The organism is Streptococcus cristatus (assembly GCF_019685515.1).
In the GTDB taxonomy this organism is placed as follows: domain Bacteria; phylum Bacillota; class Bacilli; order Lactobacillales; family Streptococcaceae; genus Streptococcus.
On record NZ_JABFFN010000001.1, the window covers coordinates 973,926 to 1,000,590 of the forward strand.

Annotated in this window: 22 protein-coding genes and 1 pseudogene; 8 read left to right on the plus strand and 15 right to left on the minus strand. The window is 39.8% G+C overall.

Annotation, left to right across the window (positions count from 1 at the left end; translation table 11 throughout):
• Nucleotides 1-74: 74 nt before the first annotated feature.
• The 4 genes and pseudogenes from ligA to FOA33_RS04710 form a co-directional block, all read right to left on the minus strand.
• Nucleotides 75-2,033 carry an NAD-dependent DNA ligase LigA gene (ligA, locus tag FOA33_RS04695; RefSeq protein WP_221160807.1) on the minus strand — a complete coding sequence of 653 codons (1,959 nt, stop codon included), beginning with the start codon at nt 2,031-2,033 and terminating at the stop codon, nt 75-77.
• Between the two features lie 89 nt (nt 2,034-2,122).
• Nucleotides 2,123-3,302 (minus strand): annotated as a pseudogene (locus tag FOA33_RS04700) (MFS transporter).
• An 80-nt stretch (nt 3,303-3,382) separates the two neighbouring features.
• Entirely contained in the window at nt 3,383-4,246 is an 864-nt protein-coding gene (locus FOA33_RS04705) for an Rgg family transcriptional regulator (protein WP_221160808.1), read from the minus strand.
• 3 nt (nt 4,247-4,249) lie between these two features.
• Entirely contained in the window at nt 4,250-6,151 is a 1,902-nt protein-coding gene (locus FOA33_RS04710) for an ABC-F family ATP-binding cassette domain-containing protein (protein WP_221160809.1), read from the minus strand.
• A gap of 227 nt (nt 6,152-6,378) precedes the next feature.
• Between FOA33_RS04710 and FOA33_RS04715 the strand changes: the two genes are divergently transcribed.
• Nucleotides 6,379-8,097 carry a phospho-sugar mutase gene (locus tag FOA33_RS04715; protein ID WP_221160810.1) on the plus strand — a complete coding sequence of 573 codons (1,719 nt, stop codon included), beginning with the start codon at nt 6,379-6,381 and terminating at the stop codon, nt 8,095-8,097.
• Nucleotides 8,098-8,207: 110 nt separating this feature from the next.
• Nucleotides 8,208-8,555, plus strand: coding sequence for a thioredoxin domain-containing protein (locus FOA33_RS04720; RefSeq protein ID WP_221160811.1), 348 nt, complete (start codon nt 8,208-8,210; stop codon nt 8,553-8,555).
• Nucleotides 8,556-8,588: 33 nt separating this feature from the next.
• On the opposite strand, the gene FOA33_RS04725 is transcribed toward FOA33_RS04720, so the two are convergent.
• The 11 genes from FOA33_RS04725 to yjbM all read right to left on the minus strand — a co-directional run bounded on the left by FOA33_RS04725 (nt 8,589) and on the right by yjbM (nt 22,473).
• Nucleotides 8,589-11,843 (minus strand): DEAD/DEAH box helicase family protein, encoded by a 3,255-nt coding sequence (locus tag FOA33_RS04725; RefSeq protein ID WP_221160812.1) that lies wholly within the window; start codon nt 11,841-11,843, stop codon nt 8,589-8,591.
• Between the two features lie 22 nt (nt 11,844-11,865).
• Nucleotides 11,866-12,816 (minus strand): Abi family protein, encoded by a 951-nt coding sequence (locus tag FOA33_RS04730; protein ID WP_221160813.1) that lies wholly within the window; start codon nt 12,814-12,816, stop codon nt 11,866-11,868.
• Nucleotides 12,817-12,926: 110 nt separating this feature from the next.
• Nucleotides 12,927-14,816, minus strand: coding sequence for an Eco57I restriction-modification methylase domain-containing protein (locus FOA33_RS04735; protein ID WP_221160814.1), 1,890 nt, complete (start codon nt 14,814-14,816; stop codon nt 12,927-12,929).
• Nucleotides 14,817-14,909: 93 nt separating this feature from the next.
• A complete protein-coding gene (locus FOA33_RS04740; RefSeq protein ID WP_084938650.1) occupies nt 14,910-15,719 on the minus strand; it encodes an MBL fold metallo-hydrolase in 810 nt (269 codons plus the stop codon).
• A gap of 1 nt (nt 15,720) precedes the next feature.
• Complete coding sequence (gene vicK / locus FOA33_RS04745; RefSeq protein WP_000568715.1) at nt 15,721-17,070, minus strand: cell wall metabolism sensor histidine kinase VicK; 1,350 nt, start codon at nt 17,068-17,070, stop codon at nt 15,721-15,723.
• Nucleotides 17,063-17,770 carry a response regulator YycF gene (yycF, locus tag FOA33_RS04750; protein WP_000722062.1) on the minus strand — a complete coding sequence of 236 codons (708 nt, stop codon included), beginning with the start codon at nt 17,768-17,770 and terminating at the stop codon, nt 17,063-17,065. The genes vicK and yycF overlap by 8 nt, the downstream gene beginning before the upstream one ends.
• 69 nt (nt 17,771-17,839) lie before the next feature.
• On the minus strand, nt 17,840-19,006 hold the full coding sequence (mutY, locus tag FOA33_RS04755; RefSeq protein ID WP_221160815.1) for an A/G-specific adenine glycosylase: 1,167 nt from the start codon (nt 19,004-19,006) through the stop codon (nt 17,840-17,842).
• 82 nt (nt 19,007-19,088) lie between these two features.
• The gene (gene pta / locus FOA33_RS04760; RefSeq protein WP_221160816.1) at nt 19,089-20,063 is read right to left on the minus strand and encodes a phosphate acetyltransferase; all 975 of its coding nucleotides are present in this window, start codon (nt 20,061-20,063) and stop codon (nt 19,089-19,091) included.
• A gap of 43 nt (nt 20,064-20,106) precedes the next feature.
• Nucleotides 20,107-21,003, minus strand: coding sequence for an RluA family pseudouridine synthase (locus FOA33_RS04765; RefSeq protein ID WP_221160817.1), 897 nt, complete (start codon nt 21,001-21,003; stop codon nt 20,107-20,109).
• Nucleotides 21,000-21,818, minus strand: a complete 819-nt coding sequence (locus tag FOA33_RS04770; protein WP_007522021.1) for an NAD kinase — start codon at nt 21,816-21,818, stop codon at nt 21,000-21,002. Before FOA33_RS04770 ends, FOA33_RS04765 begins: the two co-directional genes overlap by 4 nt.
• Complete coding sequence (gene yjbM, locus FOA33_RS04775; protein WP_000151553.1) at nt 21,802-22,473, minus strand: GTP diphosphokinase; 672 nt, start codon at nt 22,471-22,473, stop codon at nt 21,802-21,804. The genes FOA33_RS04770 and yjbM overlap by 17 nt, the downstream gene beginning before the upstream one ends.
• 128 nt (nt 22,474-22,601) lie before the next feature.
• Between yjbM and FOA33_RS04780 the strand changes: the two genes are divergently transcribed.
• The 6 genes from FOA33_RS04780 to FOA33_RS04805 all read left to right on the plus strand — a co-directional run bounded on the left by FOA33_RS04780 (nt 22,602) and on the right by FOA33_RS04805 (nt 26,664).
• Nucleotides 22,602-23,171: a CYTH domain-containing protein gene (locus FOA33_RS04780; RefSeq protein ID WP_221160818.1), complete on the plus strand. Its 570-nt coding sequence runs from the start codon at nt 22,602-22,604 to the stop codon at nt 23,169-23,171.
• Nucleotides 23,172-23,282: 111 nt separating this feature from the next.
• On the plus strand, nt 23,283-24,242 hold the full coding sequence (locus FOA33_RS04785) for a ribose-phosphate diphosphokinase (protein WP_001283846.1): 960 nt from the start codon (nt 23,283-23,285) through the stop codon (nt 24,240-24,242).
• Between the two features lie 9 nt (nt 24,243-24,251).
• Nucleotides 24,252-25,367, plus strand: coding sequence for a cysteine desulfurase family protein (locus FOA33_RS04790; protein ID WP_221160819.1), 1,116 nt, complete (start codon nt 24,252-24,254; stop codon nt 25,365-25,367).
• Nucleotides 25,368-25,371: 4 nt separating this feature from the next.
• Nucleotides 25,372-25,719, plus strand: coding sequence for a DUF1831 domain-containing protein (locus tag FOA33_RS04795; protein WP_000863519.1), 348 nt, complete (start codon nt 25,372-25,374; stop codon nt 25,717-25,719).
• 6 nt (nt 25,720-25,725) lie between these two features.
• The gene (locus FOA33_RS04800) at nt 25,726-25,929 is read left to right on the plus strand and encodes a DUF4649 family protein (RefSeq protein ID WP_025169551.1); all 204 of its coding nucleotides are present in this window, start codon (nt 25,726-25,728) and stop codon (nt 25,927-25,929) included.
• Nucleotides 25,930-26,022: 93 nt separating this feature from the next.
• Complete coding sequence (locus FOA33_RS04805) at nt 26,023-26,664, plus strand: redox-sensing transcriptional repressor Rex (protein WP_000653419.1); 642 nt, start codon at nt 26,023-26,025, stop codon at nt 26,662-26,664.
• Nucleotide 26,665: the final 1 nt, after the last annotated feature.

The window sequence follows — 26,665 nt, forward strand, 5'->3', positions numbered from 1 at the left end:
TAGCATTAATAGATATAAAAACACATCAGGAGAGATAGTTCCAGACTATCTAACATCTAGTTTTCGACTATTCTTCACAAACTTTCTAGCCAGGCTTCATCTCGAACCTCGATACCAAGTTCTTCCGCTTTTTGGAGCTTGCTTCCTGCATCTGCTCCCGCTACGACAAGATTCGTTTTCTTGGATACACTGCCGGTTACCTTAGCTCCCAGACTTTCGAGTTTGCTTTTAGCTTCAGAACGCGTGAGGCGTTCCAATTTTCCTGTCAGAACTACTGTCAAACCTGACAAGGCTGCATCTGTAACTACAGTCTGACCTTTGTAGTCCAGGTTGACTCCAGCTTTTTTCAACTCGTCTAAGAGAATCTTCGACCCTTCTGTAGCAAAGTAAGTCTGAAGACTTTGCGCAATTACACTACCTAAGCTTTCGATACTTGCTACTTCCTCTGGGTCTGCTTGGGCTAGATTTTCAATAGAGTGAAAGTGTTGGAGCAAGAGCTGACTAGCCTTGCTTCCGACATGGCGAATTCCCAGACCAAACAAGAGCTTTTCAGCAGAGTTTTCCTTGGATGATTGAATGGCTTGATACAGTTTAGAAGCAGACTTTTCCTTGACACCTTCTAAAAGGAGGAAATCGTCTTCTTTCAAACGATAAATATCCGCCACATCCTTTACTAAATTGGCAGCAAAGAGCTTTTCAACGATAGATGGACCAAGTCCTGTAATATTCATAGCATCTCGAGAGGCAAAGTGAATCAAACCTTCCTTGATTTGGGCAGGACAGCGAGGATTGATACAACGAAGAGCCACTTCATCTTCAAAATGAAGCAAGTGACTGTCACAACTTGGACAATTAGTCGGAATATCTAGTTTTTCTTCAGAAACACGCTTAGACTCTACCACACGCAAAACAGCAGGAATGATGTCTCCAGCCTTATAAACGATAACTGTATCATCTTTGCGGATATCCTTTTCAGCAATATAATCTACATTGTGTAGGGTTGCACGGCTAACAGTTGTCCCAGCAAGCTGAACAGGTGTTAGATTGGCAGTTGGGGTCACAACACCAGTACGACCTACTGTCCAGTCAACAGAAAGGAGCTGGGCTTCTTTTTCTTCAGCAGGAAACTTGTAGGCGACTGCCCACTTGGGTGCTTTAACGGTAAAGCCAAGTTCTTCTTGATCTGCTAGGTCATTGACCTTGATCACCACCCCATCAATGTCATAAGGTAAATTATCCCGTTCTTGTCCAACTTCTTGGATAAAATCCCATATCTCATCTATGCTTTCAGCCAGAATTCGTTTAGGATTAACCATAAAACCAAGCTGTTCAAGATGCTTCAAAACTTTTTCTTGACTATCACGAGTAGAAGGGCTGGCTTCTTGATAGAGGAAAGTCGCAAGATTGCGCTTGGCTACTACTGCTGTATCCAGCTGACGCAAGGTCCCAGCTGCTGCATTACGAGGATTGGCAAATTCAGATTCCCCATTTTCTTGGCGAGCTTGGTTGACCTGATCAAACGAAGCGCGTGGCATATAACACTCCCCACGAACGGTGATATCTAGTTCTTCTGGCAAGGTCAAAGGAATGTCCTTGACACGCTTGAGGTTCTCTGTGATATTTTCACCAACAGAACCATCCCCACGTGTCGCACCGACTACCAAAATTCCCTTTTCATAAGTTAGCGAGATAGACAAACCATCGATTTTCAGCTCGCAAATATAGGTCGGTTGAGGCAATTCCTTTCGAACACGCGCATCAAAAGCTTCTAACTCTTCACGTGAAAAAGCATCCTGCAAACTATAAAGAGGATACTGATGACTGTATTTTTCAAAACCATCTAAAACCTTACCACCAACACGATGGGTCGGACTGTCCGCTAAAACTTGATCTGGATAGGCAGCTTCCAATTCGACCAACTCTCGGTAGAGGCGATCATACTCGCTATCTGACACCGAGGGATTGTCACTCGTATAGTACTCGGTCGCATAGCGATTGAGCAAGGCAACTAACTCATTCATTCTTTCATTCATAAAACTATTCTACCATAAATCAAGCCCTCCTCACAATAGAGAAGGGCTGAAAAATGGATTGTAGTGAAATATTTTCTAAAAAAGAGAAATTATAACTCTTTTTTAAAATGACTTCGCACATAAACGAGGGAGAAACAAGACAGGACAATAACCCCGCTTCCAATTATCAGAAAAGAAGAAAGATGTACACTTGGCAGCACCGTCATAAAGCCTTTTGCAATCGGCATAAATAGGATGGCTAAGGTAAAAATTGTGCTTAGCACTCTCCCCAAGTATTCCCCCTCAACCTTGGTTTGCACCTGAGTAAAAAAGTGAATATTAAATATCGTCATAAACAGTTCACATACTAAATTTCCAGAAAAGGAAAGAAAAGTTGGCAGTGGTAATCCCATCATAGAAACTCCAACTCCAGTCAAAGCTAGTAAAACCAAAAGGCTATGAACACTTGCTTTTATCTTACTAGCAAGAAGAGCTCCAATAATGGAACCAATTGCCCCCATAGTCAAAATACTTGCATAAGCTCCTTCTACCCCGTATAGTCGATTTGAAAAAGGGAGGAGAAATTCAAAAGCCGCAAAAAAGAAATTAACACTGGAAGCCACTAACAAAAGGAAAAAGATCTCTTGCTGGTGCCAGATATAGCCAAGTCCTTCTTTCATATCAGCAAAAATATTTTTCCAGCTGAAAGTCTTTTTCTCTTATTCCTGAGTCTCTTTTTTGGGAAGGAAGGCTACTAAAGTAAATGCGATGAAAAAGCTAATGGCATCTAAAACAAGTGTCATATGGAGACTGGCAAATTGTAAAACGATGAAAGAAAGTATAGGAGAGCTAACACCTACAACCTGCAAAACGAGCTCTAAGCGAGCATTATAGGTCACAATCTCGTCTTTCTCTACTACCTCAGTTATAATGGCTTTATTGGCTGTACGAGAAAATGCAAAGGCAATCGCCTGAACAATATTTGCGAAGATCAGAGCAGCAATCATCAAGCTATCATTTCTTATGAAAGAAATAGCTAAACAGAGAATACCACAAATCAAGTCCGTCGTCATCAAAATTTTGCGACGCGAAAAAGCGGTCTGAAATCACTCCACCAAAGGGATTGACCAGAATCGATGTGACGAGTTCAGAAATCTGATAAATCCCAAGAACAGTCTGTCCTATCGTCCCTATTGATGCTAACCAAACACTGTTTCCATAATCATAGAGCATATTTCCTATCTTATTAATCGCACCACGACTAATCAACTGGATTGCATGTCGATTCATATAAAAAACTCCTCTCAAATTTTGAAACTATTGTATCAAAACTGAAAGGAGTTACTTTATTTTTCCCTTATTTGGGAAATTTAAACATTTACAAATTTTTCATAATGTTCCTGATAGTAAGCCACTTGCTCTGGAAGTTCGAGCACATCAAAAATATGCATAGCCTCCTGCATCTGACAACAACCCTCTTCTTTCAGGTCTCTCTGGTAGAGAGCAAAACCTTTGAGATAATGAAAGATATTGCGCTCATAAAGTTTGATGCCATTTCCAATCAACTTCTCAACATAGCCTTCAAAATAGTCCGCATCCGTAAAGGAACGGTTTTCCAAACAATGCTGGTAACAGTTAAGAGCTAAAATCAAAACGAGTTTTCGATGGCGACCAATTTCTTTATAGTACTCCTCTCGCTCCATGACTTCTCTGCCAATCCGAGCCACATAGTCCACATTGTAGAAAGTATAGAGATTGCCAAAAAGGATCAACTCATATATGGTCCATTCTTCTGTTTGAAAAAGATAATCTGCTACCTTTTCCAAATCACTCTGACTCATCGTGTAACGAGCATCTCTTTGACAAATCAGACCTTGTAGCAAAATCCAATTCAGCTCAAAATAGAGGGGATTGGTCGAACTCTTTGCTTTCTTGAGCTGTTCCTTTTGAAGCTTTTGAAAACCTGCAATATCATTTGAGTAGTAAAGCGGAATAATCTGTGCCATTAAGGAAACATGTTCGTGATTTTGAAAATCCCTAGCCTTGTCCATGAAATTTTCAATGGTCACATGAATATTGTCCAAAATATCAAAGAAACGAGAAACTGCTAGATCAGACTCCCCAAGCTCGAAGCGAGATAACTGAGAGGTTGAACATGATTCACCTGCTGCCTCTTTTAAGGAGTACTTCCCACTTGTTCGAAATTCACGAAATACCTTTCCAAGATGTTCCATTTCTTACACCTGCTCCGATAATTCTTCCCACTCAAGCATAGCTTCTTCCTGACGATGGCTGATTTTGTCCAGTTCAGTCTGCAATTCCATGAGTTTTTCAGCATCGTTTGTCTCCAACATCTGTTCAGAAATAGCCTGGCTTTGACTTTCTAACTCTTCGATTTCAGCTTCCAAACTCTCGATTTGACGCATGAGTTTGCGAACTTCTTTTTGACTTTCTTTCTGGGCCTGGTAGTCATTGAATGGGCTCGGTTCTTTTGCTTGATTGCTAGTTGAAGCTTCCTCTGTCTGACTCATTTCTACTTCTGCTTTCTTCTCAACATAGTAGTCGTAATCTCCAAGGTAGAGGGTTGAGCCATTCTCAGACAATTCCAGTACATGAGTGGCTACACGATTGATAAAGTAACGGTCGTGGCTGACAAAAAGAAGGGTTCCGTCAAAGTCAATCAGGGCATTTTCTAACACTTCCTTGCTATCAATATCCAAATGGTTGGTTGGCTCATCCAGAATCAAGAAGTTATTGTTTTCCATTGAAAGTTTGGCAAGCAGTAAACGAGCTTTCTCGCCACCTGACAGCATGCCTACTGATTTCTTAACATCATCACCAGAGAAGAGGAAGGCACCAAGGCGGTTGCGAATTTCAACTTCTGGTGTCAGTTTAAAATCATTCCAGAGTTCATCAAGTACCGTATTACTTGCTGTCAGCTTGCTTTGGGTTTGGTCATAGTAACCCACCTCAACATTGGCCCCAAAGCGCTTTTCTCCCTTGATAAAAGGAATCTGATCCACAATAGACTTGATAAGGGTTGATTTGCCAATGCCATTTGGACCAACGATAGCGACAGCATTCATCTTACGAAGGTCTAGGTTGATAGGTTCTGACAATATTTCCCCATCATAGCCAATAGCCGCATTTTCAACAGTCAAAACGACATTTCCCGACGTTTTTTCAGACTGGAAGGTCATATTGGCTGATTTCTTGCCAGCTTCAGGCTTGTCCAAACGCTCCATTTTTTCCAGTTGTTTACGGCGAGATTGAGCACGTTTGGTCGTTGAAGCTCGGACTAGATTGCGATTGACAAAGTCTTCTAGAGCCGCGATTTCCTTCTGTTGCTTTTCATAGTTTTTTGCCTCAGTAGCTATCTTTTGCTCCTTTAACCCAACAAAACGAGAGTAATTGCCTACATAACGATCCAAGGAATGCTTAGTCAAATCGAGTGTAACCGTCGCAACCTTGTCCAAAAAGTAACGGTCGTGACTGACAATAATGAGGGCACCGCTATAGTTCACCAAATAATTCTCTAGCCAGGCTATGGTTTCGATATCCAAGTGGTTGGTAGGCTCGTCCAAGACCAAGAGATTTGGCTTTTCAAGGAGCATTTTAGCCAGTGCAAGACGAGTATTTTGACCACCTGAAAGCTCAGCAATTTTCATCTGCCACATAGATTCATCAAACTTGAAGCCATTCAAAATCGCTCGAATATCAGCTTCGTAGGTAAAGCCACCAGCCTGTCGAAAATTCTCTGATAAACGATCATAATCTGCCATCAGTTTATCCAAATCTTCACCAGACTTTTCACCCATCTCTAATTCCATCTGATGCAGTTGTTTCTCAGTTCGATGTAAGTCATCAAAGACATGGAGCATTTCATCATAAATGGTATTTTCAGACTCAAAACGGCTATCTTGGGCTAGGTAAGACAGAGAAATATCTTTTTTCTTGTTGATTTCTCCACTAGTTGGCTCCTCTTCCCCAACCAAAATCTTCAAAAGAGTAGACTTACCTGCCCCATTTTTCCCAACGAGGGCAATCCGGTCTCGTTCATCAACTTGCAGGTTGATATTATCAAAAAGAACATCTCCTGCAAAAGAACGTTCAATTTTATTAGCTTGTAAAATAATCATACATCTATTTTACTATCTTTTTCTCTTTTGCACAATTGCAATGAAAAAAGTTCGAGTCATAAACCCGAACTATTCATCTTCTTTTTCATTAGAAAGCGTATAGGGCTATTCTTCTACAATGAAATAAAAGTAAATTTCCTACATTTTAAGTTATGCTAACGTTTTACTAAAATATCAAATCGTGATATAATGAAAGCGATTAAAGCAATAGATAAAGGAGATACTCTATGACTTACCAAGAAAATTATCAAAAATGGGTCGATTTTGCCGACCTTCCCGACTATCTTCGTCAAGATTTAGAAAACATGGACGAAAAAACAAAAGAAGATGCTTTCTACACCAATCTTGAATTTGGTACTGCAGGTATGCGTGGCTTGATCGGTGCAGGTACAAACCGCATCAACATCTATGTTGTTCGTCAAGCAACTGAAGGATTGGCTCGTTTGATTGAGTCAAAAGGTGGAAATGAAAAAGAACGTGGTGTGGCAATTGCCTACGATAGTCGCCACTTCTCACCTGAATTTGCCTTTGAATCTGCTGCAGTTCTTGCAAAACACGGCATCAAATCTTACGTATTTGAAAGCCTTCGTCCAACTCCAGAACTGTCATTTGCAGTTCGTCACCTCAACTGTTTTGCAGGTATCATGATTACTGCCAGCCATAACCCTGCTCCATTTAACGGTTACAAGGTTTATGGTGAAGACGGTGGGCAAATGCCTCCACATGACGCGGACGCTTTGACTACTTACATCCGTGCTATCGAAAACCCATTCGCTGTCGAAGTTGCTGATGTAGAAGCTGAAAAAGCTTCTGGCTTGATTGAAGTTATCGGCGAAGCTGTTGATGCAGAATACCTCAAAGAAGTAAAAGATGTAAATATCAACCCAGCCTTGATTGAAGAGTTTGGTAAAGACATGAAGATTGTTTACACACCACTTCATGGTACTGGTGAAATGTTGGCTCGCCGTGCTCTTGCACAAGCAGGATTTGACTCAGTTCAAGTCGTTGAAGCTCAAGCAACTCCAGATCCAGATTTCTCAACTGTTAAATCTCCAAACCCAGAAAACCAAGCAGCCTTTGCACTTGCTGAAGAACTCGGCCGTCAAGTTGGTGCTGATGTTCTTGTGGCGACTGACCCAGACGCTGACCGTGTTGGTGTTGAGGTGCTTCAAAAAGATGGGAGCTACCTCAACCTTTCAGGTAACCAAATCGGTGCTATCATGGCTAAATACATCTTGGAAGCTCATAAGAGTGCTGGAACTCTTCCTGAAAATGCTGCTCTCTGCAAATCCATCGTATCAACTGACTTGGTAACGAAGATTGCTGAAAGCTACGGCGCAACCATGTTCAACGTTTTGACTGGTTTCAAATTCATCGCAGAGAAAATCCAAGAATTTGAAGAAAAACACAATCACACTTACATGATGGGATTTGAAGAAAGCTTCGGTTACTTGATTAAACCATTCGTACGTGATAAAGACGCCATCCAAGCCGTTCTTGTCGTTGCTGAACTTGCTGCCTACTACCGTTCACGTGGTTTGACACTTGCTGATGGTATCGAAGAAATCTACAAAGAATACGGCTACTACGCTGAAAAGACCATCTCTGTTACCCTTTCTGGTGTCGATGGTGCAGAACAAATCAAAGCGATTATGGCTAAGTTCCGTAACAATGCTCCAAAAGAATGGAACACAACAGCTATCACTGTCGTAGAAGACTTCAAGGCTCAAACTGCTACTGCTGCTGATGGTACTGTGACAACTTTGACTACTCCTCCAAGTGATGTGTTGAAATATACACTTGCTGACGGTTCATGGATTGCAGTTCGCCCTTCAGGTACAGAACCAAAAATCAAGTTCTACATTGCCGTTGTGGGTGAAAGCAACGAAGATTCACAAGCTAAGATTGCTAACATCGAAGCGGAAATCAATGCGTTTGTGAAATAACACTCTATAAAGATGAGATAAACTAGTCTCATCTTTTTTTCGTATCAAATCTAAGCAATTTTAGGAACTTTGTGGCATACTAGACATATCAATGAAAGCGAGGTAAACTCATGGAACAATTTTTAGAAAATATTAAATATCTTGAAGTCACAACTGTTGCCCGTGCTCAAGAAGCACTTGATAATAAAGAAACTGCAACCTTCTTCATCGGTCGTAAAACTTGCCCTTACTGCCGTAAATTTGCTGGCACTTTGGCTGGTGTCGTAGCTGAAACCAAAGCGCACATCTACTTCATCAACAGTGAAGAACCAAGCCAACTCAATGAGTTGCAAGAATTCCGCTCACGCTATGGAATCCCAACCGTACCAGGCTTTGTCCACATTGCAGATGGCCAGATCAAGGTCCGTTGCGACTCTTCCATGTCCGCACAAGAAATCAAGGAATTTGCTGGGTTGTAAAAAATATAAAAAAGAAGGCACTCGCCTTCTTTTTTAGTTATATTCAAAATATTTATCTACCAATTCTTGGATTTTCCCTTCTTTAGCTGCAGGGATGGTATCTTCTAGAACAAAGTTCTTTCTACTGATCTCTTGGGAGAGATTTCCAAAGATAAAGTTAGTGGAAATATTATAGATTATTTCTGAAGGTGCAAATCCATAAACTTGATTTTCTAGGATATATTTTAAGCGTTCTTCAGGACTTGGAAATGCTTCTCGTAAACCATTGCTATTATATAGTCGCTTAACAAGTTCAGCAATATAGAGACCTGACTTCATGTACAAATCAATGAATGTCTTAGATGGATCATCAAAGATTCCTGGATTTTCTTTTTCAAGGTCATCCACCATTCTCTTCACCACACGTTTAGGAGTAAAAATCTGATTGGTTTTCTGTGGTGGAATATAGTCGAAAATATCTTCTTTCTGATCTTTAAAATAATCTGCCAACTCCTCTTTCTTGCGAAGAAATTCTTGGATGGCTTCATCAAATGTTGCTCGATCAAAGAGATGTCCTGCAAAATCCTGCCCACCATCTCTCAAATAACGAAATTGTTCAATCGTAATACCAGTCACTTCAAAGAAGACATGCTCAGGAACAAAGGTGTCAAAATTATCAAGTGTTAGAGATTGATCACCGTAGGCCATGATGAAACTTGGAATTGTTCGTGAAAATCCTCGAAGATGGTCCCGAATCTCATCCTGAGCTGATTGTTTCAACTGTTCAACACGTTTGACCTCAACCTGCTCGATAAACTTCTCAGGCATTTTTTCCACTTCTTTTTTGAGTGTTTGTTCTAGTTTTTCTTTATGAATGAGATTATTTTCTTCTAAACGTTTTTCAAGAACTTCTTGAATCTTATCTTTTTGCTCTTTATCATTTTCTTCCTTGAGCTGTTGTTGCAACTCTTCCTTGATATGAGCTTCAGAAATTTTACGTTCTATCTCATTTTTTCGAACTTCGTTCTCAAATGTTGCTACAATTTGTTTCTTGATCTGGTCTGTTTCCCGAGTTTTCAGATCATATCCAGCCTTCAATTCTTCTACAATTACTGAAGAAACGGTCTTACTCAAGTCATTGACCAGCTGTTTTTGAGTTCTTTCCTCATCTTTTGTGACTAACTCAGCAACAGACTCACCAAGCCCATAAACTTTTTCACCAAAAAGTCGTGCTTGTTGATTGACCACGATTTCATGGTCAACCACTGCATTACCCTCATCATCCACTTTAACACCTGAAAATTCTAGTAAATCAGAAGGTGTTTGTAACTTGCCTTCCTTTTCAACTGGTAGTTCATTTAAGATGTCTAGAACGGTTTGACTGGCTTGGAAAATACCGCTGATATTATCAAATAGGAGGTTAGACATAAAGCCACGTTTGAGGACTTCCCTAGCTTTTATTTGACGCGGTATAGTCAGAACTGCCTTAGCATCAATTTCAACCATCTTACCTGCACGGTCTTCTGCTATGACAGGGAAGAAATTCAATAGTTCTCTGATGTTTTCTTCACGAGTAGCGGAAGTTCCACCACCTCCTGCAGTTGCAAGTGATAAGTTATTTGCAAACTCATCAAAGAGAATCAGGGTTCTTTCTGGCGCAAAGTCAAATACATAGGCTCTTTCTTTGCGGAAGTGATTTCCTTTGTTATCGCTCCATGAGTATGGATTTTGAGCACGGAAGGCAGCTTGCATATAAATGGCAGGTGATTTCAAGTTTGATAACATCAATACGCCTGTCCATTCAGGGATCGTCACACCTGTCGTCAACTGACCAACGGATAGGGTAATGGTTTTGTCATTCTCTGCTATTGCTTTTCTAACCAAGTCTAAGGATTTGAGTTTGACCTTATCATCTTCCTCGGACATACGCCCGTCACCAGCAGCTAACACAATCTCATAGTTTTCATAGATGGGATGTTCTTCTAGTAGAGCTTTTAAAGCTTTAGCTGAGGCTACACGTTCTAAGAGCCAAAAAGTATGCTTGAGTTCGTTCCGAAGTTCTTTGGTTGAAAATGGATATTTCTCATTACTTGATAGAGTATCTAACCAGTTTCTGATATCTTGCTCATGGATAAATTTCCCTTTATCATCTGTAGCGAAAAATTCACTCAAGTCAAAAGCATAGTCGATATTTTCGCCGTCTAGTTGAGCACCTTTTTCTAGCTCTTCGCCAATCATCTGAGACATTTGATAGGTAAAGAGATTTAACTGAGGCAAGCTCTCATATGGATTCTCCTCTTCTTGCTCAGGTGACCAAGTTGTTTTGGCTGCCTGCTCATCAGCGTAAGACCAGTTGTAGATCTGCTCCTCGGTAAATTCTCCCTTAGCTAATGCCTTAAATGGTGTTCCTGATAGATGCAAGGTAAAGTTTCGACGAATCTTATTAAAGGCTTGGTCTGTCTTGAAGGTAGCAACTCCTTCGTGAGCTTCATCGATAACCAACAAGTCCCAATGTAGATCAGTGACCCATTTGAGTTTATTGTGTTCTCCACCAAGATAAGCAGAGCCTTTCAAGTCTTGGAGACTGATAAAAGCAAGTTGTCTTACATCGTCATCTAAAATAGCAACAAATTCTTTTCGTGACAAGGTTGGCCGATTTTTAAGACTGTCTGTTTCTGAAACAAACTTGTAAGTCGTTTGACCTGCTATGAATTTTTCAAAATCATCGTACCATGAGTTGGCAATGGCAGGTCTGTTTGTTACAATCAGGACATTGACAGCATCCATTCGACGGGCTAGGTCATAGGTAGATAAGGTTTTACCAAAACGTGGCTTGGCATTCCAGAGGAACTTACCTCCTAGATGATTCTTGAAATAAGCTAAGGTCTTAGAAACTGCTTCTTCTTGCTCTTGTCGCAGAGTATAGTCCTGTCCCTGGCCAGGCTGATAACCAGACAAATCATGCTGAACAAACTTATCAAAAAGATTTTTAGATTTCTCAGGTGTCCCATTAAAGTAAAACCATTCCGTCTTAGGACGACGTTCCACATCATGGAAAGAAAGGAAATGGTGGAAATCATGGTCCTTAAAAGTCTTTCCCTTATTAGGTTCTTCCGTATAGGCGGCATCCCCAGTCCATAAGACATCTGTATCTATATGAGCAGTATGCGTTTGTTCTTTAATCCGTTGCGTAACATCACGCTCTGTATAACCAATCTTAATCCAGCCCTCATTGCTAGTTACCGTAGGAGTGGTGTAAGCATAGATTTTAGGATGAATCTCTTTAGAAGTTTTAATTTCTACTGGCATAAGTATTCCTTTTTTAAAAAAATTAAGCTAGTTTTTCCATTTCTGTTAAATCTATTCCCATTGTGTTTAAAATATCATCAAACACTACAGTTTTAAATTCATCAGCATACTGATTGAACAGATTTCTTAAAGCTTTATACAATCTTTGAAAATCTTTCTTATCAAGTACAATTTTTAAAAATAGAATGAGCACTATGAAACGTTTATTATCATATCTCCTTATCCCAAAATGATTTGCTATTTGAGATATTCGAACATTTCTTAAATTAACATTGTACAGTCGTTCATCATGTGCACAGATATTTCTAACCAAGTTAGCCACTTTCAAACATGCACTTAAATCTGCACTAGATAGTCTAAATGTATTGTCTTTATTCTGTGTTCTATATTTATCTGTATAAAATTTTGCGATAATATTTTTTGTACTATCCGTTAAAATGTTGTAAAAATTAGCAATGTTTCCCATTGTAAGAAAATTAACTAAAACCCAAAGTGGTACTTCTCCGTGTTCTTCAATATAATGTTTGATAGCGCCACTTCTATCTACCTTATCATGAATCGTCTTGGTTAAGATAGAGATTTGTTGAAGAACTTTTTTAGGATCATTGTCTACAAAATTTGCAATATCTAAATAAGCATTCTTACGAGAGTATTTTTTAGAGAATTCATATGCAACTGTAGTCTTTATTGAATTTTCGAATATCAATAAATATTTCAATAATAATATCCTTAGTTCTCTATCAAATAAAAACAAGGCCTTTAGTTCGTTAAAGTGAGTTCCTTCTTGATAAAGTTCAGGCTCAACAGGTAGATTATTGCTGTCCTTTACTAAAAATAAATCTTTATAACCGTTTATAACGTTGTAATAGTTTTCTTGTTCTAAAAATCTCTTTGGCTTCCCATTTGTTGGGACTACAACACCCCTATTTCTTAAAATTGTTAACTGTTGATTAAATGTTTTATGTTCCTTCAAACTTATCTCCTATAAAACAAAAAAGGGTCAGGGCATCGTATGCTTCCTGACCTAATCCTATGTGTCTATTATAGATCACTGAGCACAATTTGTCAAATAAAAATACTTTTCTAATCCATCTCCTTCACATGTATTTTAATAAAAGCTATATGCTCTGGAGAAAGACCATATTTTTGATAGAGCTGACGGTCAATATCAGCCACCGATTGTGTCCAATCAATGTCCGAATTGACCGTAAAGTCTTGGAGAGGGACATTTTGCCAAGTATCTTTATTATTATCCTGAGTAATCTTAAGAGTCCCTAACAATGTTCTACAAAATGTTGTTTTAATATATTTTAGACAGTTTTCAGCTTCAACTTCTAAATCAAAATTACCAAAAGAAATAAAAGATTGTGTATAACCCACGAGTGGGGTACCCACGAGTGGGGTACCCACGAGTGGGGTCGATAGTACTTCGCCAATCGCCCCACTCCCATTGGACTTAGGCAACAATACTTTATATTTATTCAGATTCCCGTGTTTCTCAATGTATTTTTTATTTATATATTTATACTGACGTTTATTTTTGATGAGACCTAATACCTTAATATCATCATCTGATTGTGTTATGTCTGTAAATAATGGAAGTTGTTCAAAAATTGATGTAGTTAGGCGTTTCTCTTTTCCATCACTACCAATAACAGAGCGTAACTCTGGATAATCGATATAAACAGCATCTAAATTAAATTTATTTTGTAAATGAATAATTGGAGCAATTGGTTTAAAATTTTTATGATTAATAACTAACTGTAAAATTTCATTCAATTCAGTAAAAGGTGTATATGTTTTTATCGCTCCAAAAACTCTATCATTATCGTGGTAACTAATCGTCACTCCACCTTTAATATCCGTACCAGGAAAAACTTTCGAAGAATCTTGGACATAATACATGACTTTGAAATGTTCATTCAACAGCATTTTTTCATTCCATGATTTTGGTGTTTTCCCTGCCTTAAATAAAAACCTTGCAGGTGTTATCAATACTGATTTTCTACTAATTTTATAAGATTCATCCATGAAATGATGATATATTGGTTTATCACTTGTTCCTTGTAATTCCTCCTGATACGGCGGATTTCCTATCACGACATCAAATTTCATTTCACTTTCCTCACTAGATAGGCGCTCAAAACCTATCATTTTATTCTTTTTCCAGTCTTTGATTTGGGTTTTAGATTCTTCTACTTCTTGAACTTCTAGCTCATCTGAAAATAAGCTTAGTTGTTGAGATGGACTTTGTTTAGCCGAGTAAGGACTGATTTTTTTTAATCCATCCATCTGAAAGACATTATAGGATATAATGGTCGCAATTTCTTTCTTCTGCTCTAATCTCGGTTGATTTCCAGTCTTTGCAAGATAGTAGTCCTCAAAGGTCGCTAAAAGATTTTCACGCGCCAAAAGCAGCGAATCTCCTTGGTACTCATAGCCATAGGAAGCACGATAGGCTTCTTTTACAAGTTTATAGAAGGTAGCTTCATCTGAAACCTCATGACTAATGCGCTGTAATTTTCTATCAACAAAACCAACTCGATCAGATAATGGAATCTCCTCACCAGTTACGGTATCATAGCGCGTTACCATATAAGGAGCTTCACCACAGGTAATTTCTAGCCAGCGCACTTGGATATAATCTTCAAGAGCTAGAGCTTCAAGTTCAGTTTCCACGTAACCATTTTGCTTTTCAACTAACCAAGTTGGCGTAAAAACTTCGGCTCTAATCTTGGTTCGGTCTTTTTGCTCATACTTGGACTTCTCTGATCGGGGTTGAATCAAGTTTGCATAGGCTCCCGTCACCCTACTTGGAGTGATACGGTCACTTGGAGCAAATCCCTTTCCTAACAATTCATAAGAATGCGTCGCCCAAACAATATTTTTCTTGGTTGTTCGATCTTTTAAAAGAATTTTTAATAAGTCAGCAGACTCCATAGCCAACTTTTCTTCACTAATATCTATTGTCATAAGGCAACCTTTCTCGTACTATAAACCTTATTATATCATATTTTAAATCGTGATTGGACTACAAAACAAAAGAAGGCACTCGCCTTCCTTTTTTTATATCTCTGTCAGTGGTGTTGCTGTATCTGGGGAGGTGTCGTAAACTTTAAAGTCTACTCCGACTCCCAGATCAGCTTGTGCTAGCTGGTTGACCATAGTCATATGAGCCAACTCCTTAATATTGTTCTCTTTGGACAAATGCCCAAGGTAGATTTTCTTTGTTCGATTTCCCATTGCACGAATCATGGCCTCAGCACCGTCTTCGTTAGAAAGATGACCGAGATCCGATAGAATTCTCTGTTTGAGACGCCAAGCGTAAGATCCTGCTCGCAAAATCTCTACATCGTGGTTGGACTCGATGAGATAACCGTCTGCATTTTCGACAATTCCTGCCATTCTATCACTAACATAGCCTGTATCGGTCAACATGACAAAACTCTTGTCGTCTTTCATAAAGCGGTAAAACTGTGGTGCTGCTGCATCATGGCTAACTCCAAAACTCTCAATGTCGATATCACCAAAGGTTTTGGTTTTACCCATTTCAAAAATATGCTTCTGCGATGAATCCACCTTACCGAGGTACTTGCTATTTTCCATAGCCTGCCAGGTTTTTTCATTGGCGTAAAGGTCCATACCATACTTGCGAGCCAATACACCAACTCCATGAATATGATCTGAATGTTCATGCGTAATCAAAATCGCATCCAAATCTTCAGGTTTGCGATTGATTTCGCTCAAAAGACTGGTGATTTTCTTACCAGACAAGCCTGCATCCACTAAGATTTTCTTTTTTGGGGTTTCCAGATAAAAGGAATTTCCACTGGAACCTGATGCTAAAATACTGTATTTAAAGCCTTTTTCACTCATTCTAGTCTTCTATTTCGTCCTCCCATATTTCTTCTTTTACGGCATCCTTATCATAAGGGAGCACTATGGTAAAGGTTGAGCCCTTACCGTATTCGCTTTTTGCCCAAATAAAACCATTGTGTTGTTTGATGATTTCTTTCGCGATAGCCAGACCCAAACCAGTCCCACCTTGAGCACGACTTCTTGCGCGATCCACACGGTAAAAGCGGTCAAAAATCCTAGGCAAATCTTGTTTTGGAATCCCAAGACCCTGGTCAGAAATTGATAAAATCATCTGGTCATCCGTAGTTTTCATGCTGACCGTAATCTTCCCACCATCTGGTGAATACTTGATGGCATTGTTAAGAATATTATCAATCACCTGGGTCATCTTATCCGTATCAATCTCAATCCAAACTGAAGTTATTGGATAATCTCTCACTAGCTCATATTTTTTCTCTTCATCCTGATTTCTCATCTTATCAAAACGGTTGAGGATAAAGGTGATAAAGGCTGTAAAGTTAATCAACTCTATATCCAGTTTAGTAGTCGCATTGTCAATACGAGATAGATGCAAGAGATCTGTCACCATACGCATCATACGGTTGGTTTCATCGAGTGAAACCTTAATAAAATCAGGGGCGACAGGATCATACAGAGCTCCCTCATCCAAGGCTTCAAGATAAGATTTAACACTGGTCAAAGGAGTACGCAACTCATGACTGACGTTCGAAACAAAGAGTCTTCGCTCACGCTCTTCCTTCTCTTGCTCGGTCGTATCATGTAAAACGGCAACCAAACCAGAGATGAAACCTGACTCACGGCGAACTAGAGCAAAACGTACACGAAGGCTCAAATATTCACCATTAGCATCCTGAGAATCAATCGTCAACTCAGGTATCTGTGTAATCAGGTCACGCAGTTCATATTCATCTTCTATCTTGAGTAATTCGAGAATGCTTTTATTAAGAACCTCTTCTTTCTGCACACCTAGCTGTTTTTTTGCCATATCGTTGATCATAGTAATCTGGCCACGGCGATTGGTCGCAAGGACACCATCTGTCATATAGGAAAGAATGCTATGCAGCCTTTTACTCTCTTGTTCCAAATTTTCTTGAGTCAAACGAATAACTTCCGACAAATCATTCAGATTATTGGTGATGTTGGTGATCTCTGTACTACCCTGCAAGTCCAAAACTTGAGAATAATCACCTGCAATTAGGTCCTTAACCTTCTGATTTATCTCTTTTAACCGGATATTATCCCGACGGTTTTCCAGCAACAACAAGGTCACCACTAGGATAAAGCCAAGTAAAATCAGGATAAAGATAAAATCACTGGTCAGAATAGTTTGTCTAATATCTTCAATCATTATTTTTCATATAGTAGCCAACACCACGACGTGTGAGGATATACTCTGGACGGCTTGGTGTGTCTTCAATTTTTTCACGCAAGCGTCTAATGGTCACGTCCACAGTACGAACATCACCAAAATAGTCATAACCCCATACAGTCTCAAGCAAGTGTTCACGCGTAATCACTTGACCAATATGAGATGCCAAGTGATACAAGAGTTCAAACTCACGGTGGGTCAAATCTAATTCCTCACCATATTTCTTAGCCACGTAAGCATCTGGAACGATTTCCAAATCACCAATTTGTAAAGGCTGCGTCTTCTTCTCATCAGACTCTTGGCTATCTACTGAAGCAAGATCTGTACGACGAAGCAGAGCCTTGACACGGGCTTGTAACTCACGGTTTGAGAAGGGTTTTGTAACATAATCATCTGCACCTAACTCCAAACCGATAACCTTGTCAAACTCGCTATCCTTAGCTGAGAGCATAATAATCGGAACGCTACTAGTCTTACGAATAGCTTTAGCAACTTCTAAACCATCGATTTCCGGAAGCATCAAGTCTAGAATAATAATATCTGGTTGCTCTGCTTCAAATAGCTCAATTGCTTCACGACCATTAAATGCAGTTACAACTTCGTAACCTTCCTTGGTCATATTAAACTTAATAATATCCGAGATTGGTTTCTCATCATCTACAATTAATATTTTTTTCATTTTATCACCTTTTCTCTATCTATTATAACAAAAAAATACAAAGAAGGCACAAATGGCTACTGTAAGCCTTCATCTTCGAGAGTTGTTTTCATAAGCCTGCCAAATTTTTTGTTGAGGTTTAGCAAGTGGATAATCAGAAAACTCCTGAGGAGAAACCCAACGAACTTCTCTGTCAGAAAACTGTTTCGAATCTGTCACTTGACCAGCTAGGATTTGAATATGCCATTTCCGATGACTAAATACATGCTTTACCTGGTCAAATACTTGCTGGGACCAATTCACTTCTAAATCATAATCCTGCTCAAAGTTTTCTTGAGGACTTGGTCCAAAAGCTCTGCTTTCCTCTTTGACTTGAGAAAAGAGATCTAGTTGATTATCATCGCTGTAGAAATCCTCAACTTCAACCAGTGGGAAATGCCAAAAACCGGCTAGCAGTTTCTCACTTTCATTTTTCTCAAGAAGATATTGACCACGGTCATTGCGCACAACCAAAGCCTTGAGATAGATTGGGAGAGGCTTTTTCTTGGGTTCTTTAATCGGATATACATCCATGGTCCCATTCTGATACGCTGCGCTAAAACCCTTAACAGGGCTTTCTTCTGGTCTAGGATTAACTGGGGCCTCTATGTCGGACCCTAAATCCATCAGAGCTTGGTTAAAGTCTCCTGGTCGTCTCGGGTCAATCAAGATTTCCATCATGGATTGGAAAATCTTTCGATTGCTGGGAACTCCGATATCATAATTAACCTCAAATAAGCGTGCCAAAACCCGCATGACATTGCCATCAACCGCTGGCTCAGGCAAGTTAAAAGCAATACTGGAAATAGCTCCTGCAGTGTAAGGGCCAATCCCTTTCAAACTAGAAATCCCTTCATAGGTATTTGGAAATTGACCACCAAAGTCAGATATAATCTGCTGAGCTGCAGCCTGCATATTGCGCACTCGAGAATAATAGCCCAATCCCTCCCAAGCCTTCAGCAGACGCTCCTCAGGCGCATTTGCCAAACTTTCAACAGTTGGAAACCAGTCCAAAAATCGTTCATAGTAGGGGATAACCGTATCTACCCTGGTCTGCTGGAGCATGATTTCAGATACCCAGATGTGATAAGGATTTTTACTTCTCCGCCAAGGTAAATCTCTTTTGTTTTCATCATACCAGTTGAGGAGTTTCTCACGAAAAGAAATGATCTTCTCCTCCGGCCACATGACGATACCGTATTTTTTCAAATCTAACATATATCTAGTATAACATAGAAGCTTCTAGCTGTCCTTTTCTCAGTACTAGAAAGCCTCTTTCCATGGGAAAGAGGACTAAATCTTATTGATGAACTGCTTGAGCTGCTGTGATAAGGGTCAACTTGTAAACATCATCTGCATTACATCCACGAGAAAGGTCGTTAACCGGTTTGTTCAAACCTTGCAGAACTGGACCTACAGCCGCGAAGCCACCAAGACGTTCTGCAATCTTGTAGCCAATATTTCCTGCTTCGATACCAGGGAAGATAAAGACAGTTGCTTGCCCAGCAACGTTACTTCCTGGAGCTTTCAATGCTGCAGTTTCAGGGTGGAAGGCTGCATCAAATTGCAACTCACCATCAATCTCAAGGTCTGGACGCAAGTCGTGAGCAATTTTAGTAGCCTCTACTACCTTATCAACACTTTCACCAAAGCCTGAACCCTTAGTAGAATAGCTTAGCATAGCAATTTTAGGTTCGATACCAAACATCTTAGCTGTGATTGCTGAGTTAATCGCGATTTCAGCCAAGGCTTCTGCATCTGGATTGATGTTAATGGCACAGTCTCCAAATAGGTAACGTTCTGTACCACGTACCATAAGGAAGGCACCTGAAGTACGAGTAACATTTGGGCGTGTTTTGATAATTTGAAGGGCTGGGCGAACTGTTGAGGCAGTTGAGTGAATTGCACCAGATACCATACCATCAACCAAGCCCAAGTATACTAACATAACACCAAAGTAGTTAACATCTTCAACCAAAACTTTGCGCGCTTCTTCTTCAGTCATTTTGCCCTTACGACGCTCTACCAAGGCAGCAACCATTTCTTCAAATTGAGGATAGTGTTGGGGATCAATTACTTCATAACCATCCATGATCCCTTCGATTTCAAGATAAATTTTAATTTTTTCTGGGTTTCCAAGCAAAACAGGAATTACTTCTGTTTCTTTTACCAAGCGTTTTGTTGCTTGAAGAATACGTGGCTCTTCCCCTTCAGGGAGAACGATACGAGCATTTTTGCCAACCAGGTTGGCTTTAAGATTTTCAAAAACTTCCATGAGTTTTCTCCTTTAAGAAAATAAATTATACTCCAAATAGTGTTTAAAGAGTATTAGTTGATAACTGAGTTATAAGATTGCTGAAATCATCCGGTAAGGGATTTTCTAGTTGCAAATCTTGCTCTAGAAAAGGATGATAAAAAGATAAATGATGGCAATGCAGTGCCTGACGTTGGATACCGTCATCCAGACTACCACCATACAAATCGTCTCCCAACAAAGGAAAGCCGATATGAGAAAAATGCACTCGGATTTGGTGGGTTCGTCCAGTATGCAGGCGAATATCAACTAGGTGAATATCTCCATAAGACGCTACAACTTTGTAAGATGTATGGGCGTATTTCCCACCTTTGGCAACCCGTCTCGTGATAATGGAATCTTCATCACGCGCAATCGGGGCAATAATCTCCCCTTCAGGCTCCAAGACACCAGCTCCTTTAACTAAAGCAAAATAGCGTTTTTCGATAGACTTTCGTTGCAACTGCTTGTCTAAACGTGCATGAGCGTAACCATGCTTGGCAAAAAGCATCAAACCAGAAGTATCTCTATCAAGCCTAGTCACGATGTGAACTTGCTGATTTTCATATTCCTGTCTAACATAGTAGCCCTTGATAAAATTGGCAATGGTATTGGAATGATTGACACTGGGGATGGAAGCTACTCCATAAGGTTTATTCAAAACCAGAAAATGGTCATCTTCATACAAGATATCGAGTGGTCGATCAATTGCTTCAAGGCTCTCAAATCCTTCCTCTGCTGGAATGTCGATGGTAACCCTGTCTCCAATATCTAAGAGATACGTCGCATTTTGAGGTTGGCCATTGACCAAAATAGCCCCACCTCGAAACTTAATCTTAGCCAGAAGTCCCTTAGAAACCTCGTGTTTCTTAAGAAACGTTTTGACCTTAACGTGCTCATCTGCGGTAAATTCGAACCTCATTCATCCACCTCGCCGATGAAGGCATCTTTGACACGATTCCAGAAACTAGTATGGCTTGGAGTCGCTACGAAGTGAATCTTGTGATGGTCGATTTGATACTCAATCCGTTCTATATTACGGAAGGAATAGACGCTGTTATCGACTGATATCGTGTGGTAATCATTGCGTGTTGGTAAGAGTTCAATCTTATCTTTTTTGGGAATAATGATCGATGATCCCAAAGTGCGATAGACTCGGTTGTTAAGACTCGCTATCTCCGTCAACTGCAAGGCTTCAATGGTCGGATGCAAGACAGCTCCACCCAAGGACTTGTTGTAGGCAGTACTTCCCGTCGGCGTTGAAACAGTCACTCCATCTCCACGAAATCTCTCAAATGGAACGTGGTTAATGATGATATCCGCAACCATGGTCCGGTCCGATCGACGGATACTCGCTTCATTTAATGCTCGGAAGGTTTTCACTTCTCCATTTTCAAGCGTTACCTTAACATTCAAAACAGGATAAGAAACCTTGGCACCAGTATCGAGTAGGAGATTGGTCACCAACTGATCCAGCTCAAAATCACGATAATCTGTGTAAAATCCCAAATGCCCTGTATGAACACCTACAAATCGAACCTTGTCTAACTGATTCTCATACTTGTGAAAGGCAGACAAAAGCATCCCGTCACCACCAATCGAAATCACGATGTCGGGATTGGTATCGTTCAGTATAAAGTGTTGTTTCTTTAGTTTTTCCCTCAGTTCATGCAAAACCTTCTGACTCTGTGGCTTTCTATTTGCTATGAGGTCAACTCGTTTACCTGTATTCTTCATCTGTATCGTCACTATTTCCTACACCATCATTTAGTTTTCTGCTCAATGGATCAAAGAGAGCCTGCGCTTCCTGGATATCATCACGAATCTTACCCATTTCTTCATCCAGTTGATAGGCTATTTTCGCTGTGATTTCCAGTCTTTTCCTGATTTCTTCTGGAAAATCGCCCTGATACTTATAATTGAGCGAGTGTTCAATCGTAGCCCAGAAATTCATGGCTAAAGTCCGTATTTGAATTTCCGCCAAAATCGTCTTCGCTCCGTTGATCGTATCAACCGTGTACTCGACAACCACGTGATAAGAACGATAGCCCGAAGCCTTACGATGAGTGATATAGTCTCGTTCCTGAACGATTCTCATATCTTGGCGTTTACGTAGAATCTCAACTACCTCTTTAACGTCATCAACAAACTGAACCATGACACGTAAACCCGCAATATCTTGCAGATCATGTTCTAGACTTGCATATGTAATTCCTCGACGAGCCATCTTTTCTTTGATACTTTCAATCGGTTTGACACGACCCGTTACAAACTCAATCGGAGAATGCTTGTTTTGCTTACGATACTGTTTGCGAATCCCTCGAAGTTTAATCTTCAATTCACCAACAGCCTGAATGTAAGGATCTAAAAATTCTTCCCATTCTATGGTCATACTTTCTCCCTTGTAATGTTTGATTGCTCTGTCGAAAATCTTTGATTTTTTCAGTACATTCGTATACAATAAATACATTGTCCATTATACCATAAATCGCTTTCAAAGATATAGAAAAGGTTGAAAAAATGAAACATTTAGAAATAGAATTGAAAACACTTCTGAAAAAAGAGGACTATGAGCATCTAAAAAAACAGTTTTCCCATATCCAACCCGTCCTTCAAAAAAACTACTACATTGACACACCAGATTTCCAATTGCGTGAAAAGAAGGTTGCCATGCGCATTCGCACTTTTTCAAATTGGGCGGAATTGACCTTGAAAGTGCCTCAAACTGTAGGAAATATGGAATACAACCAGAAACTAACTCTTTCAGAGGCTGAATCATACCTAGAAAAACAAAAACTACCTCAAGGGCTCGTTCTAGAAAAGCTTGCTAAGATTGACATCGAAAGCCATGATTGGCTTGTTCTAGGCTGTCTTTCAACTCTACGTTATGAAATGAAAACCGAGATTGGCTTAATGGCCTTAGATGAAAGTCAATACTTTGACCAGACGGACTATGAACTGGAGCTTGAAGTCACTGACCATGAAAAAGGGAAAGCCGATTTTCAGAGATTTTTAGATGATAATCAAATAACTTATCATAAAGCTCCATCAAAATTAATTCGTTTTATTAAAAGCATGAAAAAAAGCTGAAATAATCTCCTTTTTTTGGTAGAATAGAAAAGATAAAAATAAAAGAATCTTGCTTTGAAAAACAAAACTTTCTCAAAGGAGATTCACAAAGTTTACAGAGGACGGTCTATAATGTCAGATAGAAACAACATGAAACTTTTCACCCTAAACTCTAACCCAGAAATCGCTCAAAAGATTGCTGATACAGTTGGTGTACCTCTCGGGAAATTATCCTCTCGTCAATTTTCTGACGGCGAAATCCAGGTCAACATCGAAGAAAGTGTCCGTGGTTACGATGTTTACATCATCCAGTCAACTAGCTACCCTGTTAGCAACCACTTGATGGAATTATTAATAATGGTTGATGCTTGTGTACGTGCAAGTGCTCATAGTATCAACGTTGTCCTTCCTTACTTTGGTTATGCTCGTCAGGATCGTATCGCTTCTTCTCGCGAACCCCTCACTGCAAAATTGGTTGCCAATATGCTTGTCAAGGCTGGTGTAAGCCGTGTTCTAACGCTTGACCTCCACGCTGTTCAGGTCCAAGGTTTCTTTGACATTCCTGTAGACAATCTTTATACTGTTCCTCTATTTGCTAAGCACTACTGTGATAAAGGACTTCTTGGCTCTGATGTTGTTGTTGTTAGTCCAAAGAACTCTGGTGTTAAACGTGCTCGTAGTTTGGCTGAATACCTTGATGCCCCTATCGCTATCATTGACTACGCCCAAGACGATTCTGATCGTAACGAAGGCTATATCATTGGGGATGTCGAAGGCAAGAAGGCTATCTTGATTGACGATATTCTAAATACTGGTCGTACTTTCTCTGAAGCAGCCAAAATCGTTGAACGTGAAGGTGCAACTGAAATTTATGCAGTATCTAGTCACGGTTTATTTGTTGAAGGGGCAGCAGACCTCCTTGATGCTACAAACATCAAGGAAATCCTTGTGACAGACTCCGTTGCAACCAAAGAAAGAACTCCAGAAAATGTATGTTACATTACTGCTAGCGAGTTAATCGGAGATGCTATCGTCCGCATCCATGAAAGAAAACCAGTCAGCCCACTCTTTGCTTACAACAAAAAGAAATAAGGTGATTCTTTGATTTATTTGGACAATGCTGCTACGACTCCTATGTCAGCAGTAGCTATTTCTTGCATGACCAAGGTCATGCAAGAAACTCATGGCAATCCTTCTAGTATTCATAGTCATGGTCGACAGGCTGGCAAACTCTTACGAGAGGCTCGTCAAGACTTAGCCCACTTACTAGGAACCAAACCTCGACATATCTTTTTCACATCTGGTGGTACAGAAAGTAACAATACCGCTATTATCGGCTATTGTCTCCGTCATCAAAAAAATGGAAAACATATCATCACGACAGCTATTGAACACCATTCTGTGCTTGAGACTATCGATTATCTGGTGCAACATTTTGGTTTTGAAGCGACCATCATTCAACCAGTAAATCAAGAAATAACTGCCCAGCAAATTCAAGAAGCCTTACGTGACGATACCATTCTCGTTTCCACTATGTGTGCTAATAATGAAACGGGCAGTCTCTTACCTATCGCTGAGATTGGACGTGTTTTAAAAGAGCATCCTGCGGCTTATCATGTAGATGCTGTTCAAGCTATCGGAAAAGTTCCTATCCATCCCGAGGAATTAGGAATTGATTTCCTCAGTGCTTCTGCCCATAAATTCCATGGACCAAAGGGTGTCGGCTTCCTTTACGCATCGGCTGGGGACTTTGACTCCTATCTTCATGGTGGTGATCAGGAACAAAAAAAACGGGCTGGAACAGAAAACCTCGCTGCCATTGTAGGCATGGTCGCCGCTCTCAAAGAGGACTTAGAGCAGCAAGCTGAACATTACCAAAAACTAGAGGGATTAAAATCTGCTTTTCTAGATGAGATTGCAGATCTAGAATACTATCTCAACGAAAGTCAACACCAGCTTCCTTATGTTGTCAACATTGGCTTTCCTGGTCAAAAAAATGATTTGCTCTTACTACGGTTAGATCTTGAAGGAATTTCAATTTCTACCGGTTCAGCTTGTACTGCTGGTATTGTGCAAACCAGTCATGTGCTTGAAGCATTTTATGGACCAGATTCACATCGTTTGAAAGAATCTGTCCGTATCAGTCTCTCTCCCTTTAACACTGAGGAAGAACTGATACAACTCGCACAAACCTTAAAAAATATTATTGGAGATTAATCTAATGGCATTCGAAAAAACCATTAAACTACAAAACTGCCGCTACGACTACACACTTAGCCCATCTGTCAAAAAATTCACGCTCAAAGACAATACTTTCTTTGAAACAAAAGTTGGAAACTTCGAACTAACTCGTCTGCTTGAGAAAGTACCTAACAGCGGTGAAGGCTTCAACCTAAAAATCATCATCAATAAAGACCTTACAGGTGCTAAACTCAACATCACTGACAAATCTGGCCTTCGTTTGGTGAATATCTTTAAATCAGAAGACCATCATATTCACCAAGAGAAATTCTACTTCCTCATGGACAGCCTTGTAGAACGCGGAATCTTCACAAAAGAAGAAAGATAATTGGCTATGTATCGACTTACCTATCAAGATAACTATCACGTAGAACGTACACTTGAATATAAGGATTACGAAGAGCTTATGTTATCTCTATCAGGTTGTGTAACTCTTCCAGATACATTCCTAGTTACCTCATTAACCTTTGATGATAAAGTTATCTATCAAGGATTGGTCGGAGATCTCTACCGTTTTCTATCACAAGCTAATTTTTAAGACTAAAACTAAGATTTTCTTAGTTTTTTCTTGTTTTTGTTGATTTTTTCACAATGTTTCTATAAAATAGAAGAATAGAAAGGTTGTGGTTTTGTGAAAGATAAACAGTCTGCTATTCCAAAAGCAACAGCAAAAAGACTCTCTCTCTACTATCGAATTTTCAAGAGATTTCATGCAGAAAAAATTGAACGTGCCAACTCCAAGCAAATTGCAGAGGCTATCGGTATCGATTCTGCGACTGTTCGTCGTGATTTTTCCTATTTTGGTGAACTAGGTCGTCGTGGTTTTGGTTATGATGTTAAAAAACTGATGACTTTTTTTGCTGACCTCCTAAATGACAACTCCATTACCAATGTTATGTTGGTTGGGATTGGGAATATGGGGCATGCCCTTCTCCACTATCGCTTCCATGAGCGTAACAAGATGAAAATCATCATGGCATTTGACCTAGATGACCATCCAGAAGTTGGAACCCAGACACCTGATGGAATTCCAATCTATGGTATCTCTCAAATTAAAGAAAAAATCAAAGAAGCAGATGTTAAAACTGCTATCCTAACTGTTCCAAGTGTTAAATCACAAGAAGTCGCCAATCTTTTGGTCGATGCAGGTATAAAAGGTATTCTCAGTTTTTCCCCTGTTCACCTCCACCTTCCAAAAGATGTGGTCGTTCAGTATGTCGATTTGACAAGCGAACTCCAAACTCTCCTCTATTTTATGCGGAAAGAGGATTAGA

Coding starts and splice junctions, on each gene's coding strand:
- ligA (WP_221160807.1), bottom strand. CDS start 2,033: ATGAATGAAAGAATGAATGAGTTAGTTGCCTTGCTCAATCGCTATGCG.
- FOA33_RS04705 (WP_221160808.1), bottom strand. CDS start 4,246: ATGGAACATCTTGGAAAGGTATTTCGTGAATTTCGAACAAGTGGGAAG.
- FOA33_RS04710 (WP_221160809.1), bottom strand. CDS start 6,151: ATGATTATTTTACAAGCTAATAAAATTGAACGTTCTTTTGCAGGAGAT.
- FOA33_RS04715 (WP_221160810.1), top strand. CDS start 6,379: ATGACTTACCAAGAAAATTATCAAAAATGGGTCGATTTTGCCGACCTT.
- FOA33_RS04720 (WP_221160811.1), top strand. CDS start 8,208: ATGGAACAATTTTTAGAAAATATTAAATATCTTGAAGTCACAACTGTT.
- FOA33_RS04725 (WP_221160812.1), bottom strand. CDS start 11,843: ATGCCAGTAGAAATTAAAACTTCTAAAGAGATTCATCCTAAAATCTAT.
- FOA33_RS04735 (WP_221160814.1), bottom strand. CDS start 14,816: ATGACAATAGATATTAGTGAAGAAAAGTTGGCTATGGAGTCTGCTGAC.
- FOA33_RS04740 (WP_084938650.1), bottom strand. CDS start 15,719: ATGAGTGAAAAAGGCTTTAAATACAGTATTTTAGCATCAGGTTCCAGT.
- vicK (WP_000568715.1), bottom strand. CDS start 17,070: ATGATTGAAGATATTAGACAAACTATTCTGACCAGTGATTTTATCTTT.
- yycF (WP_000722062.1), bottom strand. CDS start 17,770: ATGAAAAAAATATTAATTGTAGATGATGAGAAACCAATCTCGGATATT.
- mutY (WP_221160815.1), bottom strand. CDS start 19,006: ATGTTAGATTTGAAAAAATACGGTATCGTCATGTGGCCGGAGGAGAAG.
- pta (WP_221160816.1), bottom strand. CDS start 20,063: ATGGAAGTTTTTGAAAATCTTAAAGCCAACCTGGTTGGCAAAAATGCT.
- FOA33_RS04765 (WP_221160817.1), bottom strand. CDS start 21,003: ATGAGGTTCGAATTTACCGCAGATGAGCACGTTAAGGTCAAAACGTTT.
- FOA33_RS04770 (WP_007522021.1), bottom strand. CDS start 21,818: ATGAAGAATACAGGTAAACGAGTTGACCTCATAGCAAATAGAAAGCCA.
- yjbM (WP_000151553.1), bottom strand. CDS start 22,473: ATGACCATAGAATGGGAAGAATTTTTAGATCCTTACATTCAGGCTGTT.
- FOA33_RS04780 (WP_221160818.1), top strand. CDS start 22,602: ATGAAACATTTAGAAATAGAATTGAAAACACTTCTGAAAAAAGAGGAC.
- FOA33_RS04785 (WP_001283846.1), top strand. CDS start 23,283: ATGTCAGATAGAAACAACATGAAACTTTTCACCCTAAACTCTAACCCA.
- FOA33_RS04795 (WP_000863519.1), top strand. CDS start 25,372: ATGGCATTCGAAAAAACCATTAAACTACAAAACTGCCGCTACGACTAC.
- FOA33_RS04800 (WP_025169551.1), top strand. CDS start 25,726: ATGTATCGACTTACCTATCAAGATAACTATCACGTAGAACGTACACTT.